This is a genomic window from Streptomyces sp. NPDC045846 (assembly GCF_056431605.1).
Genome location: NZ_JBWKKJ010000001.1, coordinates 326,380 through 340,838, shown reverse-complemented (window position 1 = coordinate 340,838; position 14,459 = coordinate 326,380). Strand labels below are relative to the sequence as shown.

Annotated in this window: 13 protein-coding genes and 1 pseudogene; 8 read left to right on the top strand and 6 right to left on the bottom strand. The window is 72.4% G+C overall.

What is annotated here, in order from left to right:
* Positions 1-53: 53 nt before the first annotated feature.
* The gene (locus AC07F3_RS01570; protein ID WP_479109370.1) at positions 54-1,166 is read right to left on the bottom strand and encodes a sensor histidine kinase; all 1,113 of its coding nucleotides are present in this window, start codon (positions 1,164-1,166) and stop codon (positions 54-56) included.
* A 328-nt stretch (positions 1,167-1,494) separates the two neighbouring features.
* Positions 1,495-2,214 (bottom strand): annotated as a pseudogene (locus AC07F3_RS01565) (response regulator transcription factor); the annotation flags it as partial.
* Positions 2,215-2,506: 292 nt separating this feature from the next.
* On the opposite strand from AC07F3_RS01565, the gene AC07F3_RS01560 reads away from it, so the two are divergent.
* From AC07F3_RS01560 to AC07F3_RS01550, 3 genes are read left to right on the top strand one after another with little or no spacing between them, the layout of a single operon-like run.
* Positions 2,507-3,187 carry a glycosyltransferase family 2 protein gene (locus AC07F3_RS01560; RefSeq protein ID WP_479109369.1) on the top strand — a complete coding sequence of 227 codons (681 nt, stop codon included), beginning with the start codon at positions 2,507-2,509 and terminating at the stop codon, positions 3,185-3,187.
* The gene (locus AC07F3_RS01555; protein WP_479109367.1) at positions 3,184-3,990 is read left to right on the top strand and encodes a TIGR04282 family arsenosugar biosynthesis glycosyltransferase; all 807 of its coding nucleotides are present in this window, start codon (positions 3,184-3,186) and stop codon (positions 3,988-3,990) included. The genes AC07F3_RS01560 and AC07F3_RS01555 overlap by 4 nt, the downstream gene beginning before the upstream one ends.
* Positions 3,984-4,646 carry a methyltransferase domain-containing protein gene (locus tag AC07F3_RS01550; RefSeq protein WP_479109365.1) on the top strand — a complete coding sequence of 221 codons (663 nt, stop codon included), beginning with the start codon at positions 3,984-3,986 and terminating at the stop codon, positions 4,644-4,646. The genes AC07F3_RS01555 and AC07F3_RS01550 overlap by 7 nt, the downstream gene beginning before the upstream one ends.
* Before the next feature lie 519 nt (positions 4,647-5,165).
* Here the strand turns inward: AC07F3_RS01550 and AC07F3_RS01545 are convergent.
* Positions 5,166-7,163, bottom strand: a complete 1,998-nt coding sequence (locus AC07F3_RS01545; protein WP_479109363.1) for a putative Ig domain-containing protein — start codon at positions 7,161-7,163, stop codon at positions 5,166-5,168.
* 590 nt (positions 7,164-7,753) lie between these two features.
* On the opposite strand from AC07F3_RS01545, the gene AC07F3_RS01540 reads away from it, so the two are divergent.
* The gene (locus AC07F3_RS01540; protein WP_479109362.1) at positions 7,754-8,575 is read left to right on the top strand and encodes a TrmB family transcriptional regulator; all 822 of its coding nucleotides are present in this window, start codon (positions 7,754-7,756) and stop codon (positions 8,573-8,575) included.
* Between the two features lie 72 nt (positions 8,576-8,647).
* Here AC07F3_RS01540 and AC07F3_RS01535 read toward each other — a convergent pair whose 3' ends face one another.
* On the bottom strand, positions 8,648-9,052 hold the full coding sequence (locus AC07F3_RS01535) for a hypothetical protein (protein ID WP_479109360.1): 405 nt from the start codon (positions 9,050-9,052) through the stop codon (positions 8,648-8,650).
* The gene (locus AC07F3_RS01530; RefSeq protein WP_479109358.1) at positions 9,052-10,194 is read right to left on the bottom strand and encodes a molybdopterin-dependent oxidoreductase; all 1,143 of its coding nucleotides are present in this window, start codon (positions 10,192-10,194) and stop codon (positions 9,052-9,054) included. The genes AC07F3_RS01535 and AC07F3_RS01530 overlap by 1 nt, the downstream gene beginning before the upstream one ends.
* Before the next feature lie 213 nt (positions 10,195-10,407).
* Between AC07F3_RS01530 and AC07F3_RS01525 the strand changes: the two genes are divergently transcribed.
* The 3 genes from AC07F3_RS01525 to AC07F3_RS01515 all read left to right on the top strand — a co-directional run bounded on the left by AC07F3_RS01525 (position 10,408) and on the right by AC07F3_RS01515 (position 13,151).
* Complete coding sequence (locus AC07F3_RS01525; protein WP_479109356.1) at positions 10,408-10,812, top strand: VOC family protein; 405 nt, start codon at positions 10,408-10,410, stop codon at positions 10,810-10,812.
* Positions 10,813-10,916: 104 nt separating this feature from the next.
* A complete protein-coding gene (locus AC07F3_RS01520) occupies positions 10,917-12,341 on the top strand; it encodes a glycosyltransferase 87 family protein (RefSeq protein WP_479109354.1) in 1,425 nt (474 codons plus the stop codon).
* A 3-nt stretch (positions 12,342-12,344) separates the two neighbouring features.
* Positions 12,345-13,151, top strand: a complete 807-nt coding sequence (locus AC07F3_RS01515) for a helix-turn-helix domain-containing protein (protein ID WP_479109352.1) — start codon at positions 12,345-12,347, stop codon at positions 13,149-13,151.
* Here AC07F3_RS01515 and AC07F3_RS01510 read toward each other — a convergent pair.
* On the bottom strand, positions 13,141-13,518 hold the full coding sequence (locus AC07F3_RS01510; RefSeq protein WP_479109350.1) for a nuclear transport factor 2 family protein: 378 nt from the start codon (positions 13,516-13,518) through the stop codon (positions 13,141-13,143). The two genes, AC07F3_RS01515 and AC07F3_RS01510, sit on opposite strands and share 11 nt — an antisense overlap.
* A 203-nt stretch (positions 13,519-13,721) precedes the next feature.
* Between AC07F3_RS01510 and AC07F3_RS01505 the strand changes: the two genes are divergently transcribed.
* Positions 13,722-14,333 carry a histone deacetylase gene (locus AC07F3_RS01505; protein ID WP_479110562.1) on the top strand — a complete coding sequence of 204 codons (612 nt, stop codon included), beginning with the start codon at positions 13,722-13,724 and terminating at the stop codon, positions 14,331-14,333.
* Positions 14,334-14,459 lie beyond the last annotated feature (126 nt).

Below are 14,459 nucleotides of genomic sequence, written 5' to 3'. Positions count from 1 at the left end.
CCGGGGCGGGAGGCGGCAAGGGGCGTCGCGCGCTGGGGCGGGCCCCCTCCCGGCTACGCGGGTGCTGTCGGCAGGATCAGTTCGAAGCGGCAGCCGCCCGCGACGTTGCGTACCTCCGCGCGCCCGGAGTGGGCCTCCACGATGCCCCGGACGATCGCCAGGCCAAGGCCCGCGCCGCCGGGCGGGGTGCGCGCCTCGGTGCCGCGCCACCCGGTGTCGAAGACGCGGGGCAGGTCGTCGTCGGGGATGCCGCCGCAGCCGTCGGTGACGGAGAGCGTGACCGCCCCGTGACGGTCCTCGGCGGCGACCGCGACAGTACCGTCGGCCGGGGTGTGCCGGATGGCGTTGACCAGAAGGTTGGCGAGGACCCGGGTCATCTCCTTGCCGTCCACCTCGACTGGCACCGCGTCGACGCGCCCTCCGACGAGGCGGACCCCGTGTTCGCGGGCGAGCGGGTCCGCGCCCGCCAGGGCGTCACCGATCAGGTCGTGGACGGACATGCGGGCGGGGTTGAGTGAGAGCGCTCCCGCGTGGATCCGGGAAAGCTCGAAGAGGTCACCCACCATGGAGTTGAGGCGCTCGACCTCGGTCCTGATCTGGCGGAAGTAGCGGTCCGGGTCCTTGGCCATGCCGTCTTCGAGAGCCTCGGCCATCGCGCGCAGACCGGCGAGCGGGGTGCGCAGGTCGTGAGAGATCCAGGCGACGAGTTCGCGCCGCGAGGTCTCCAGAGCGCGCTCACGTTCGCGCGACTCGGTCAGCTTCGCGCTCGTCGACGCCAACTCCCGGCTCAGGGCGGCCAGTTCGGCAGTCGCGGGGCCTGTGGGGGCGTCGAAACTGCCGCCGTCACCGAATGAGCGGGTGGCCAGGGCGAGTCGGCGGCTGCTGGCGACGACCCGGCGGCCGAGCAGAAGCGCGGTGGCCAGCGAGGCGACGGCAGCCATGGCGACGACCACGGTCACCACAGTCAGGTCGTGGGAGTTCAGGAGCATCGCCCATGCGACGGCGAGGGTGCCGGCCAGCATCGCGAGAACCGCTACGGCCGCGACGACGGCGACGGACGCGGTCAGCGAGCGGTGCCTTAGGAGTCGCAGGGCCAGCGCCCCGCCCAGCCCTGCGGCCGCAGCGCCCAGAAAGGCGTACAGCGCGATGAGCAGGATGTCACCCATGGTCGCCTCCACGCGGCACGGCCTCGTTCATCGCGGCGCCGCTCGTCTCGACCCCGTGGGCGTCCACGCCATGTGGTGCGGCGCTGTGTGGCGCAGCCCCTTGCGGCACAGCGCCATGGGCCGCAGTGCCATGTGGTCCAGAGCTACGAGGACCAGCACCGTCCAGCCCAGCCCCCTCGGGCCCAACGCCACCCGGCCCACCTCCATATGGTCCAGCGCCAGGTAGCCCGCCCCCATAGGGCTCAGCGCCATCCGCTCCGCCCTCATCGGGTCCGGCACCGCTGGGCTCACCCCCATAGGGCCCAGCACCATGTGGCCTGACCCCATGTGGTCCGCCTTCATAAGCCCCATCCCCATCCCCACCCCCGTCCACGTCCATGTCCGCCTCGAAGCGGTAGCCGACGCCCCACACCGTTCGGATCAGGGCGGGTTTCGCCGGGTCGGTTTCGATCTTGCCGCGGAGGCGGCGGACGTGGACGGTGACCGTGGACAGGTCGCCGAACTCCCAGCCCCACACCTCGTGCATCAGCCGTTCGCGGGAGATGGCCTCGCCTGGGCGGGCCAGGAGGTAGGCCAGCAGGTCGAACTCCCGCAGTGTCAGGGCCAGCTCGCGGCCATCCCTGGAGGCGGTGCGGGCGGCCGGGTCGAGCGTGATGCCCGAGCGGGACACGCGGGGCCCCGGGCGGGGCGTGGCCGTACGGGCGCGGCGAAGTACGGATTCGACCCGCAGGACGAGTTCGCGCGGGCTGAACGGCTTCGTCACGTAGTCGTCGGCCCCTATCTCCAGGCCGAGGATGCGGTCGTCCTCGTCACCCCGCGCGGTCAGCATGATCACGGGTATGGGGGCCGTGGCGCGCAGTCGGCGGCACACCTCCAGGCCGTCCATGCCGGGCAGCATCAGGTCAAGAACCACCAGGTCGGGGCGGCGGCGTGCGGCGGCGCGCAGGGCGGCGGGGCCGTCCGCGGCGAGGTCTACGGCATGCCCCGCGCGTTCCAGGTAGCCGGTGACGACCTCCGCGACGGTCGGATCGTCGTCCACGACCAGGATGCGGGTCTCGGTGCTGTGCATGGCATCCAGCGTCGCACCGCTCGGGGGCGTCCGTCTGCGCCGGGTGGGCCCCGGGCGGGCGATGTCCGCGTTTCGTAAGAACCCGAAATCCGTTTTGTCCGGTTCGGATTCGTACGGTGAGGGCGTGACTGAATCCCCCTCCGCATCACTTCCCGCGTCCCAGTCCGGTCCGCCTTGTCCACCTTCCGCGTCCCGGCCGTCGCCCGAGGCCTCGTCCCACCCCTCGTCCGCCCCCGCCCCAGCCCCCGCTCCCGGCCCGGCCGGGGTGACGGTGGACGTGGTCCTGCCCTGTCTCGATGAGGCCGAGGCGCTGCCCTGGGTGCTGGCCCGGATCCCGGACGGCTGGCGGGCCGTCGTGGTCGACAACGGGTCGTCGGACGGTTCACCCGATGTTGCAAGCGCTCTCGGCGCGACGGTCGTGCATGAGCCCCGCCGGGGGTTCGGCGCGGCCTGCCATGCCGGGTTGCTCGCCGCCGAGGCCGAGTACGTGTGCTTCTGCGACTGCGACGCCTCCCTCGACCCGGCCGAGCTGGTCCCCTACGTACGGGAGGTGGCGTCCGGCGCCGCCGACCTGGTGCTGGGCCGACGGCGCCCGCAGGGGTCCGGCGCCTGGCCTCTGCACGCGCGAGCCGGGAACCTCGCGCTGGCGCGGATGCTGCGCCGTCGCACCGGGCTGCGCCTGCACGATCTGGGACCGCTGCGCGCCGCGCGACGGGAGGCGCTGCTCGATCTGAGGCTCACCGACCGGCGCAGCGGCTACCCGCTCCAGATGGTGGTGCGGGCGGCGGACGCGGGGTGGCGGGTGGCCGAGCACGACGTGCCGTACCGGCCGCGCACGGGGAAGTCGAAGGTCACCGGAACGTGGCGGGGCACCTGGCAGGCCGTGCACGACATGCGCAAGGTGCTCGCGGAGCCGCCGGTGGTGGCGCACACGTCGGTGGCCGCCCGATGACCGGGGCCGCAGGCGGGTCAGCGGCCGGTACGACGCTGATCGTCCTCGCGAAGGCGCCCGTGCCCGGCCGGGTCAAGACGCGGCTCACCCCGCCCTACACGCCCGAGGAGGCGGCCCGCATCGCCGAGGCGTCGCTCGCCGACACTCTCGACGCGGTGCTCGCGACCCCCGCGCGCAGAAGGGTTCTGGTGCTCGACGGCGAGCCCGGGCCGTGGCTGCCGCCGGGGATCGAGGTCCTGGCGCAGTGTGCGGGGGGCCTGGACGAGCGGATCGCGGCGGCGTTCGCGGCGTGCACCGGGCCCACGCTGCTGATCGGCATGGACACCCCGCAGGTGAACCCGGCCCTGCTCGCACCCGCGCTGGCGGGCTCAAAGGGGCCGGACGAGGCGTGGTTCGGCCCGGCCGAGGACGGCGGGTTCTGGGCCCTCGGGCTGACGGAGCCGGACCCGGCGCTCCTGCTCGGGGTGCCGATGTCGGTGCCGGAGACCGGACGCGTCCAGCGGCAGCGCTTGTACGACGCCGGGCTGAGGGTGCGTGAGCTTCCCCGGCTGCGCGACGTGGACACCGCTCGGGACGCCGCGCTGGTCGCGGCCGAGGCTCCCCACGGCCGCTTCGCCCGCTCCCTGACGGCGGGGCGGCCCCCGACCTCCGAACCCCCAACCTCTCAGCCCCCAGCCTCTCAGCCCGCAACCTCCCGGGACGCTGATGCCGACATCCCGGCCGTCCAACCACCGGCCTCTCGTTCCTCAGCCACCAGTCCCGCCCCCACCGCGTCCCCGACAGCCGGGCCGGGCTCATGGTGAGAGCGCTCTCGGCCGCCGCCCCGGCCGCCTGGCACGCCGACCCGTACACGGACGCGCTGCGCTCCGGGCGGGGGCCGTTGTTCCTGCGCAGACCCGACGGCTGGCTGCTGCCCCTTGAGGTGGAACGCTGGTGTGCGGAACCGGACTTGGCGGACCGCACGGTGCTGCGCCGCTGCCGGGGCACGGTCTTGGACATCGGCTGCGGGCCCGGCCGCCTGGTGGCCGCGCTCGCCGCCGAGGGGGTCGCCGCGCTCGGGGTCGACCTGAGCCCCGAGGCGGTGCGCCGCACGCGGGACTGGGGTGGCAGCGCCTTGTGCCGCTCGGTGTTCGACCGGCTTCCGGGCGAGGGACGCTGGGACACCGCACTGCTCGTCGACGGGAACGTGGGCATCGGAGGTGACCCGGCGGTGCTGCTCGGGCGGGTGGCCCAACTCGTCGTTCCGGGAGGCCTGTTGATCGCGGAGGCCGCGCCGTACGAGATCGACGAGCGGATGCGGGTGCGGGTCGCCGATGCGAGCGGCGCGGCGGGTGGCGACTTCCCCTGGGCCCGGCTCGGCACCAGCGCCCTGCTGTCCTGCGCCCGCCCGCTCGGCTGGCGTCCGGCGGGGCGCTGGACTGCGGCGGGCCGCCCCTTCGTGGCCCTTCGACGCGGCTAAAGAGCGCTCACCCGCCGGCGCACCAGCATCCGCGATCCGGCGGACCGCTGGACCGCGGCAGGCCGCCCCTCCGTACCCCTTCGACGCCACGGGAGAGAGCGCTCTCACCCGGCCGCAAACCGGCTCTCGCAAACCGGCTCCCGTAATCCGGCGGACCGCTGCACCCCGGCAGTCCGCCCCTCCGTAACCCTCCGACGCCGCTAGCGAGAGCGCTCTCACCCGGCGGCGTACCAGCCTCCGCCTCACCCTGAAAGGAACACGCGGCGCCCGTGGGCAAGGAGCCGCGAACCGCGCGGCGGCGGCCCGCCGGAGCGCCGGACGCCGGCCGAACGGACAGGCACAGGCGCAGGCGCAAGCGCAGGCGGGGCGGTCGCTCCCCCGGGGCGGCACAAAGGGCGGGGTGGGGGATGAACCCCGTCCCGCCCTTCGCGTGTTCCGACTGCCTCACGTGCGGTACGTGCGGTACGTGCGGTACGTGCGTCGCGTGCCTCCGCGCCTCACGTACCGCACACGTTCAGGTCAGCTCACGTTGAGCGCCGTGTCGTCGATGACGAACGACGTGGCCAGGCTGCTGTCCTCCGTGCCGTTGAACTTGAGGGTCACGGTCTGCCCCGCGAACGAGGAGAGGTCGAAGGACTTCTGCGAGTAGCCGGTGTTCTTGTTGAGGTTGGAGTAGGTCGCCAGGGTGGTCGAACCGGCGGTCACCGTCAGCTTGTCGTACGCGGTGGAGGTGGTCGTCTCCTGGGTGTCGATGTGCAGGTAGTAGGTGAGGGTGGCGTGGCAGCCGGCCGGGATCGACACGGTCTGCGAGAGCGAGTCGGTGTGGGTGGTGCCGTAGCCGTCGAGCCAGGCCTTCCACGAGCCGGAGTGCGCGGCCTCGCCGCTGGAGTTGTCGATGACGCCCGCGGTCGCCGACCAGGGTGCGGCGCTGCCGGTCTCGAAGCCGGGGTTGCCGAGCAGCTGGGTCGGGGTGCAGGTGCCGCCGGAGGTGCTGACGGTCCAGGTGAAGGACGTCGAACCGGTCGCGTTGGTGGAGTCCTTGGCGGTGACGGTGACGTTGGACGAGCCCGCGGCGGTCGGGGTGCCGGAGATCAGGCCGGTCGAGGAGTTGATGGACAGCCCGGCCGGGAGGCCCGTGGCGCTGTAGGTCAGCGTCTGGCCGCTGTCGGAGTCGGTGGCGTGGATCTGGAGCGAGACCGCGGTGTTGACCTGGGACGACTGGTTGCCGGGGTTGGTCACCGAGACCGTGTTGCCGGTGCTGGTGCCGCCGGAGAAGGCCGCGGTGCCGTTCGGGGTGCCGAGGCCGGTCGGGCCGTCGTAGCCGGAGCCCGCGGTGCACAGGTAGGAGGGGCTGCAGCTGCCGTTGGCGCCGGAGGTGACGTCGTTCAGCGAACCGGTGTGGGCGTACGGGTAGGACGCCGGGTAGCTGTTCGCGGTCGGGGTGCCGGCGAGGGCGTACACACCGGCGATGATGGGCGAGGAGGCGCTGGTGCCGCCGTACACGTTCCAGCCGGTGGCCTGGTAACTGTCGTACACCGCGAGGCCGGTGGCGGGGTCGGCGACCGCGGAGACGTCGGCGACGGTCCGCATGGAGCAGCCGGTGTCCTTCTGCCAGGACGGCTTCGGGTCGTAGGCGGAGCAGCCCGAGCCCGCGCCCTGGCCGCCGGAGCTGGTGCCCCAGACCGATTCGGACCAGCCGCGGGAGTTGCTCGCGCGGCTGAGCGAGGTGCCGCCGACGGCGGTCACGTACTGGGAGGCGGCGGGGTACTCGACGCCGTAGCCGCTGTCACCGGAGGAGACGGTGATGGCGACGCCCGGGTGGTTGAAGTAGGAGGCGTCGGAGGAGGGGTCGGTGGAGTCCTCGTTGCCGCCGTAGCTGTTGGAGACGTACTTGGCGCCCATGGTGACCGCGCGGTTCACCGCGGTGCCCAGGTCGGCCATGCTGGCGGTGTTGGCCTCGACGAGCAGGATGTGGCACTGGGGGCAGACGGCGCTGACCATGTCGACGTCGAGCGAGATCTCACCGGCCCAACCCGAGTCTGCGGTCGGGTAGTTGGTGCCGCCGTTCTGGTCGACCTTCTTGAAGCAGCCGTTGGCGGTGGTGCAGGCGGGCAGTCCGTACTGCGAGCGGTAGGTCGCGAGGTCGGACTCGGCGTTCGGGTCGTCCTGCGCGTCCACGATCGCCACCGTGGCACCGGAGCCCGCGCCGGACGGCAGGGCGTACGCGCTCTGCAGGTCGCTCGGGCCGTACCCGGAGGGCGCGGCGGCCGGGGATATGCCGAGGTGGTGCCGCACATCGGTGCGGGCCAGCGCCAGGCAGGACATCATGCCGGCCTTGGTCGGCTGCGCGCACAGCCGCTGGGTGTTGGCGGGCTGGGCACTGGAGCCCTGTGTGGCGGCGGCGACGGACGGGGCGACGGCGATGAGTCCACCGGTGACCAGGGCGGCCGCGGACAGCACGGCGGTGGCGACGCGGCCGGTCGGCCTGGGGAGGCCGAAGGGTCTCTTCGAGTACAAGGAACTGCCCTCCATGGGGGGTTGGTTCGCCGGACCGGGGCGAGCGGAGGTGTCGGGGGCGTTCAGGGTGTGCGGCGGGGCGGATCCGGCGCGTGCGGCATGACGTGTGACGATCGGCGGTACCCGTGCGGGGTGAGCGGCGGTACGGGTGCGGCACGTTCAGCGGTACGTATGCGGTGCGAACGGCGGTACGGGTGCTGGGCGGTCAGCGGTACGCGTGCCGTGTGCGATGTGATCGGCGGTGCGGGTGCTGGGCGCCCGGCGGTTCGGGTGCGCCGTGTTGTCGGTATGGGGATGCAGGTGATCAGCGCGTGCGGCTATTTCTGATCAGTGCATGACAGTGACACCTCGCGAAAACTGCCACCCGCTCAGGTGGTGGCACGGTTGAAGGTAGCGACGGCCACCGGGGTCGACAACAGCCTTTGGCAAGCCCCAGGCAAAGCCTTGCCCTCGAAATGGGATGGATCTCCGATCGCGGCGCCTGCGGAATTCCCAAAGGATCACAGGGCTGCTCAGAGCCGGGTGTACGTGTATACGGTGGCGTGCAGCAGAGCCGAGGAGGACGCACATGGAGCGGGACGGGGACACGCATGGAGCCGGATGAGGGGTCGGTCAACGACCTCGTCGAGCTCGGCCTCTCCCGCTACGAGGCACGGGTCTACCTCGCTCTCGTCCGGCGCGACTCCTACACGGCGGCGCAGGTGGCGCGGGAGGCCGAGGTACCGCGGCAGCGCATCTACGACGTCCTCGACGGGCTGGTCCGCGCGCAGCTCGCGGTGGCCCACCGGGGGCGTGTCGCCACGTTCACGGCGGTCGCCCCCGAACTCGCCGTCACGCGGCTGATGAACCGTCAGAGAGAGTCCCTCGAACGGCTGGAGAAGGTGTCGACGGGACTGACGTCGCTGCTGCTGCCGCTCTGGACGGACGGGCGGGCGCACACCGATCCGCTCGACTACATCGAGGTGCTGCGCGACCAGCGGCAGATCGCCGAGCGCTTCGCGGACATCCAGGAGCAGGCCGACACCGAGCTGCTCTCGTTCTGCATGCCCCCGTTCGTGGCCCCGGCAGCCAACACGAGCGGGATCAAGGCGACCCGGCGGCTGCGGCGGGCCAAGGGCACGGTGCGGGCGGTGTACACGCATGACGCGCTGGCCGACGCAGAGGTCCTGGAGAACGTGCGGCGCTTCACCGAGGCGGGCGAGGAGGCGCGCTTCACGCACCGGCTGCCGCTCAAACTAGTCATCGCGGACGCCTCGTTGGTGCTGTGCGACATGCCGGATCCGGTGGCCGGAACCGGCTCGACGACCGCCCTGTACATCGAGCACCCGGCGCTCGCGGCCTGCCTGCGGCTGGCGTTCCAGAGCGTGTGGGAGATGGCGGAACCGATGCGGGCGGCCGAGAGCACGGACTGACCCCGCCCTCGCGCGGCGCCCAGAACGGCCTGGCGCAGGACGCGGAATCCTCCGCGCTCGCGTCTTCAGCCGTCAGCTCTCCGGGGCGTCCGGTCCGCGCCTCCTTCCCCGGGCCCATCGCCCCACGCCGATCAGGCCCGAGAGCGCGGCCACCACCGCGAGGGAGACGAGCAGGCCCCGTACGTAGTCCAGCGGCAGCACGGACGGGTTGGCGGTCGGGAGGGGGCGCAGGAGCACCGGGAGCGCGATCAGGGTCAGGCAGCCCATGGTCATCAGGGTGGCGCGGAGCAGGCCGCGCATCTTCAGGCCGCCGAGGAGCAGGCCGGTGGCGAGGACCAGCGGGGCGATCACCGCGTCGTGCAGGACGATGGCTCCGGCCAGCCAGATCAGGACGTCCCAGTGGGTGGTCTGGTCCCAGACGAGCAGCGCGCCGAGGGCCATCAGGGCGAGCCCCGAGGCGCCGAGCAGGGTGCGCATCACAGCACCTCCAGGCGGGTGACCCACTTCGTCTGGAGCACGCCGGGGCGGTTCGGCGCGATGACGCGGGCGGGGTAGCCGTGGTCGGGGGTCAGGATCTGCCCGTTGAGCCGGAGGGCGAGCAGGGTCAGCGGGTCGTGGGCGTACGCGCGGCCCATCTCCATCACGCGGTACGAGCCGTACTTCTCCAGGGAGATCACCCGCACCCGCGCGTCCGGCGGGGCGCCGGCCCGGCGCAGCAGGTCGCTCATGCGCACCCCCGTCCAGTGCGCGGACTTGCTCCAGCCTTCGACGCAGGCGATGGGCAGCACGGACTCGTGCTGGGTGAGCGCGGCCAGTTCGTCGAGGGTGAGCGTGTAGGGGCGGGGGCCCGCGACCGTCAACCGGTAGGCGGAGGAGTCGACTTGGCCGACTCCCGCGGTCGCGGCGGTGCGGTTGACCGGGAGTCCCTGCGGGCCGTGGTCGGGGTGGCGGGGCGCGAGGACGTCGAAGGCCTTCAAGGGGGTGAAGGCCTGGCCGACGGTGGTCAGGGTGACCGCGCCGACGGCGGCGGTCACGCCGGTCAGCAGGGAGCGCCGGTCGGGCCCGTCGGCTGCGGGAAGCACGAGCGTGCCGGGCGATCGGCGGCCCCAATGGGCCTTGATCTCCGGGTATTTGACGGCCAGATGCAACAGCAGGGCACCTGCGAGCAGCCAGGCGACCGCGAAGTGGACCGGCACGAAGGAGAACGGCCATGGATACCACTGCACGGTGTTCAGGAGCCCGGTGAGCAGTTCGAACATCGCGCCCGCGACGAGGACCGCGACGGAGATCCTCTCCAGGGCGTGGCGTACGGAACGCAGCGGCGGCCAGGCGAACAGTTTCGGGTACACCGCCCACAACTTGGCGAGCAGCAGCGGGATCGCGGCGATGCCGGTGGCCACGTGCAGGCCTTGGGTGAGCCGATACCCCCAGACGGGCCTGCTGGGCAAGACGTCCACCAGCCATCCTGGCTGGTGCTGGAGGTAGTGGCTGATCAGTCCGGTGCCGAAGCAGACCGCGATCGCGACACCCAGCCAGCGGCCGATCGAGGTCGCCGTACGCGCGTCGTGCAGCCTGCCCCGGAAGGCAGGCGGGCGCACTGCGGGAAGTCGTGGCTTCATGGCTCCATCCCACACCGGCCGGACCCGTTTCCGGGCGGTCCGACACCTTACGGTTCGCGAACGCCCCGGCCCGGAGCGGGAATGCGATGACGCAATCAATACCGTGACAGGGACGCGGGCCTATGGTTACGATCTTCGGGCAGCATCGCGTGTCGGTCACCGGCCGGGTGAGACATGGAGGTGCTGTGAGATGCCTTTTGGAGGCATTCCACCGTGTCAGTGCAGTTGAATCACACGATCATTGGATCCCGTGACAACCGGGTCTCCGCCGAATTCCTGGGTCATGTGCTCGGCCTTGAGGTCGGCAAGGAATGGGGACCGTTCGTACCTGTGGTGACCAGCAACGGAGTCACTCTCGACTTCGCCACGGTCCCCGAGGGCACCGATATCGCACCGCAGCATTACGCGTTCCTGGTGTCCGAGGAAGAGTTCGACGCGGCTTTCCAGAAGATCACGGAACTGGAGCTTCCGTACTTCGCGGATCCGCACCGGAAACAGCCCAACGAGATCAATCACAACGACGGCGGCCGTGGGGTGTATTTCCCCGATCCGTCAGGTCACTGGCTGGAACTGCTGACCCACCCTACGGCGGCTGGCAGTAATCCGGTGACGCGGTAGCCCCGCGCCCGGTGCGCCCCCGCACGCCCGGCCGAACCTTACGGTTCGCGGACGGCGGGGGCGTCCTGCCGTCCGGAGCGGCCCGCGGCTGCGAGGCTCGCGGGGTGACCCATGGACCTGTCGTACGCACCGCCGCTCTGCTCACCGCGCTCACCGCCGTCCTCGCCCTGACCGTGCGCCGCGACGACTACGCCGGCGCCCCGGGCGCGCTCTCCTGGTGGTACGCGGCGGCCTGGCTGCTGTTCGCGGCGGCCGCCTGGTCGCTGCGCACGGTACCGGCCCGCCACCGGGCCGCCCTGATCGTCGCGGGCTCGGTCGCCGTCGCCGCGACCGGCCTCCTCGCTCCCCCGCGCACCAGCACGGACGCCTACCGCTACGCCTGGGACGGCCGGGTGCAGGCGGCCGGGATCTCCCCCTACGACCATGCGCCGGCCGACCGCGAGCTGGCGGGGCTGCGCGACCGCTGGCTGTTCCCGACGGACCCGGCCCAGTGCGCGCTGCCCGACCACGCCCCCGTCGACGGCGGCTGCACCCGCATCAACCGGCCGACCGTGCACACCATCTACCCGCCGGTCGCCGAGGCCTCCTACCTGCTGGTGCACGAGATCTCACCCGGCTCCGCGCGACTCGAGCCGCTGCAGATCGGGGGCGCGCTCTGTGCGGTGGGCACCACGCTCGCACTGCTGCGGATGCTGCGGCGGCGCGGCCCGGACGGGGCGCCGGGCTCCGTGTCGGGCGCCGCGTACTGGGCGTGGTGCCCGGCCGTTCCCCTGGAGGCGGTCAACAACGCCCATGTCGACGTCCTGGCCGTGCTGTTGACGGTCGCGGGGCTCGGCGCGCTGACCCTCGGGCACGGCCCGGGCCGTCACGCGATCGGGCGGCTGCGCGCCGCGGCGGGCGGGGCGCTGATCGGCGCGGGCATCGCGGTGAAACTGCTGCCCGCCGTCGTCCTGCCCGCCGCACTGCGACGGCGCCCGGTCACCGTCCTGCTCTCCACGACCGGGGTGATCGCGCTCTCCTATCTGCCGTACGCCCTCACCTCCCACTCCTCGGTCTTCGGCTACCTCAGCGGCTACACCCAGGAGGAGGGGTACGACGACCCGTCCACGCGGGGCCGGTTCGCGCTGCTTCGGCTGGTGCTGCCCGACAGCTGGTCCCTGCCGGTGACCGCCGCCGTCCTGCTCGCCGTCACCGGACACGTCCTGTGGCGCGGCAGGGCCGAACGGCCCTGGTCCGGCCCCCTGTTGCTGCTCGGCACGTCCTTCCTGCTGCTCACCCCCGGCTACTCCTGGTACGCCCTGCTCCTGGTCGCCCTGGTGGCGCTGGACGGGCGGTGGGAATGGCTCACCGTGGCCGCCGCGGGCGCCGCCTCCTATGTGACGGCCCCGGCGGCGCCCGACTTCCCCGTACCGACGACGGCGTACGCGGTCGCGGCGGGCGCGGTCCTCGCGGGCGCGCTGCTCCGGCGCCGGGCGGGGCGCGGGGCGGGACAGCCGCAGGCGTTGTCAGTGGAGCGGGTTAATGTCTGAGCTATGACAACTGCCGCACTCGACACGGGAGTAGGGCCGATGCTGCGCGGCTGGCGCGAGCAGCGCCGGATCAGCCAGCTGGAGCTCGCGCTGCGCGCCGACTCGTCGGCCCGGCACATCAGCTTCATCGAGACCGGCAGGTCCCGGCCGAGCGAGGAGATGATCCTGCGCCTCGCCGAGCACCTGGACGTGCCGGTGCGCGAACGCAACGCCCTGCTGCTGGCGGCCGGTTACGCCCCGCACTACGCGCAGACCCCGCTCGACGACCCGTCGATGAGCTCGCTGCGCGAGGGCATGGAGCGGCTGCTCCAGGCCTACGACCCCTATCCGGCGCTGATGGTGGACGCGACGTACACGGTGCTCGCCGCGAACCGCGGGATCGAGATGCTGCTCGAAGGCGTGGCGGGGCATCTGCTCACGCCGCCGGTCAACGCGATGCGGCTCACCCTCCACCCCGAGGGCCTCGCCCCGCGCATCCGCAACCTCCCCCAGTGGCGCGGTCACCTCCTCGAACAGATGGAACGGCAGATCGCCCTGCTGCGCAGCGACACCCTGCGCGAGCTGTACGACGAGGTCGCCGCCCACCCCGTGCCGTCCGGCCGGGAGGATCCGGGCGACGCGAAAGTCCACCGGGCCTTCCCCTTCGCGCTGCCGCTGCGCATCGAGCACGCGGGGACGGTCCTGTCCTTCATATCGACCATCGCCACGTTCAACACCCCGATGGACGTCACCGTCTCCGAGCTGGCCATCGAGACCTTCCTGCCGGCCGACCCGGAGACGGCGAAGTACCTTCAGTCGCTCATGCCGTAGGCGGGACGCGGTCCAGGAACCCGGCGACGGAGCGGATCCGGCCGTCCTCGGCGAGGGTGATCACATCGAACCCGGCGACGGGGGCGGACCCGTCGGCGACCGACACCAGCTCCCAGCCGAAGCGGGCGATGTCGTGGTTGCCGTCGACGGGGCCGAGCGGGCGGAACTCGAACCCCGGGAACTGGGCGTGCGCCCCGGCTATCACGGCGGCCACTCCTTCGTGTCCGGCGACCTGGGCGAGCGGGTCGGTGTAGGACCCGCCCTCGGTCCAGGCCGCCGCCACGGCCTTGGCGATATCCTCGGCCGAGTCGGCGTTCCAGGCGGCGAAGTAGCGGGCGACGGCGGTCTCGTAGCGGTTGTCGGACATGGGAATCAGCCTCCGTGAAGTACGTCCTGCCTGGTCAGAAACCCGGGTCCCGACCGGAGTGCGCCGCCCGGGTCCCGATGTCCTCCACTCTGCCGGGAGGGGGCGCAGGGGGCGATTACCGCGGAGGTAATGGGCGGGCGGGGGCGAAGGCGAGAGGTGAGAGCGTGGGGGCAGCGGGGCCCGGCGACGAGGGCGGGGACGGGATGATCTGGTATGCCTCGTACGGCTCCAACATGCATCTCGACCGGCTCGCCCACTACATCGAAGGCGGGCGGCCGCCCGGCGCGGCGAGGTCGTACCCGGGGTGCCGGGACCGGCGCCCGCCTGCCGTGTCCGTGCCCGTCGAACTGCGCGGGGCGCTCTACTTCGCGACCCGCTCCTCGGTGTGGGGAGGCGGCCGGGCCTTCTACGATCCCGGAGCGGACGGGCGCGTGTTCGCCCGGGCGCACCTGGTCTCGGCGGGCCAGTTCGCCGACATCGCGGCGCAGGAGATGTACCGGGAGCCCGGCACCGACCTCGACCTCGGCGAGGTGCTGAGCACGGGGAGGGCCGTCCTGGGCGAAGGCCGGTACGAAACCCTCGTCTGTGCGGGGCGGCGCGAGGGACGGCCCGTCCTCACCTTCACCGCACCCTGGCGCCTCCACGAGGTCACGGGTCTGGCACCCTCGGCCGCCTACCTCGGCCACCTGGCCAAGGGCCTGCTGGAGACGCGCCATTGGGGCCTGCGTGAGGTGGCGGCCTACCTGGCGGCCTGTCCGGGCGCGACAGACCGCTGGACCGAGCGGGCCATCACGGAGCTGCTGGCGGGCGGCTGAACGTCTTCCAACTACCGATCGCTGCTCCTCCCTTGGGCGACGCCGCACCGGCCGGGGAACCTTCACCATCACTTCCGTACTCTTGATCGGCGCCAAGGCAACGGCGGGACCAGGTGTGTTGAGGGG

What these genes read in the sequence shown, in the direction of transcription:
- AC07F3_RS01505 (WP_479110562.1), top strand. Translation starts at nt 13,722, where the DNA reads ATGATCTGGTATGCCTCGTACGGCTCCAACATGCATCTCGACCGGCTC.
- AC07F3_RS01515 (WP_479109352.1), top strand. Translation starts at nt 12,345, where the DNA reads ATGACAACTGCCGCACTCGACACGGGAGTAGGGCCGATGCTGCGCGGC.
- AC07F3_RS01550 (WP_479109365.1), top strand. Translation starts at nt 3,984, where the DNA reads ATGGTGAGAGCGCTCTCGGCCGCCGCCCCGGCCGCCTGGCACGCCGAC.
- AC07F3_RS01510 (WP_479109350.1), bottom strand. Translation starts at nt 13,518, where the DNA reads ATGTCCGACAACCGCTACGAGACCGCCGTCGCCCGCTACTTCGCCGCC.
- AC07F3_RS01570 (WP_479109370.1), bottom strand. Translation starts at nt 1,166, where the DNA reads ATGGGTGACATCCTGCTCATCGCGCTGTACGCCTTTCTGGGCGCTGCG.
- AC07F3_RS01530 (WP_479109358.1), bottom strand. Translation starts at nt 10,194, where the DNA reads ATGAAGCCACGACTTCCCGCAGTGCGCCCGCCTGCCTTCCGGGGCAGG.
- AC07F3_RS01555 (WP_479109367.1), top strand. Translation starts at nt 3,184, where the DNA reads ATGACCGGGGCCGCAGGCGGGTCAGCGGCCGGTACGACGCTGATCGTC.
- AC07F3_RS01535 (WP_479109360.1), bottom strand. Translation starts at nt 9,052, where the DNA reads ATGCGCACCCTGCTCGGCGCCTCGGGGCTCGCCCTGATGGCCCTCGGC.
- AC07F3_RS01540 (WP_479109362.1), top strand. Translation starts at nt 7,754, where the DNA reads ATGGAGCCGGATGAGGGGTCGGTCAACGACCTCGTCGAGCTCGGCCTC.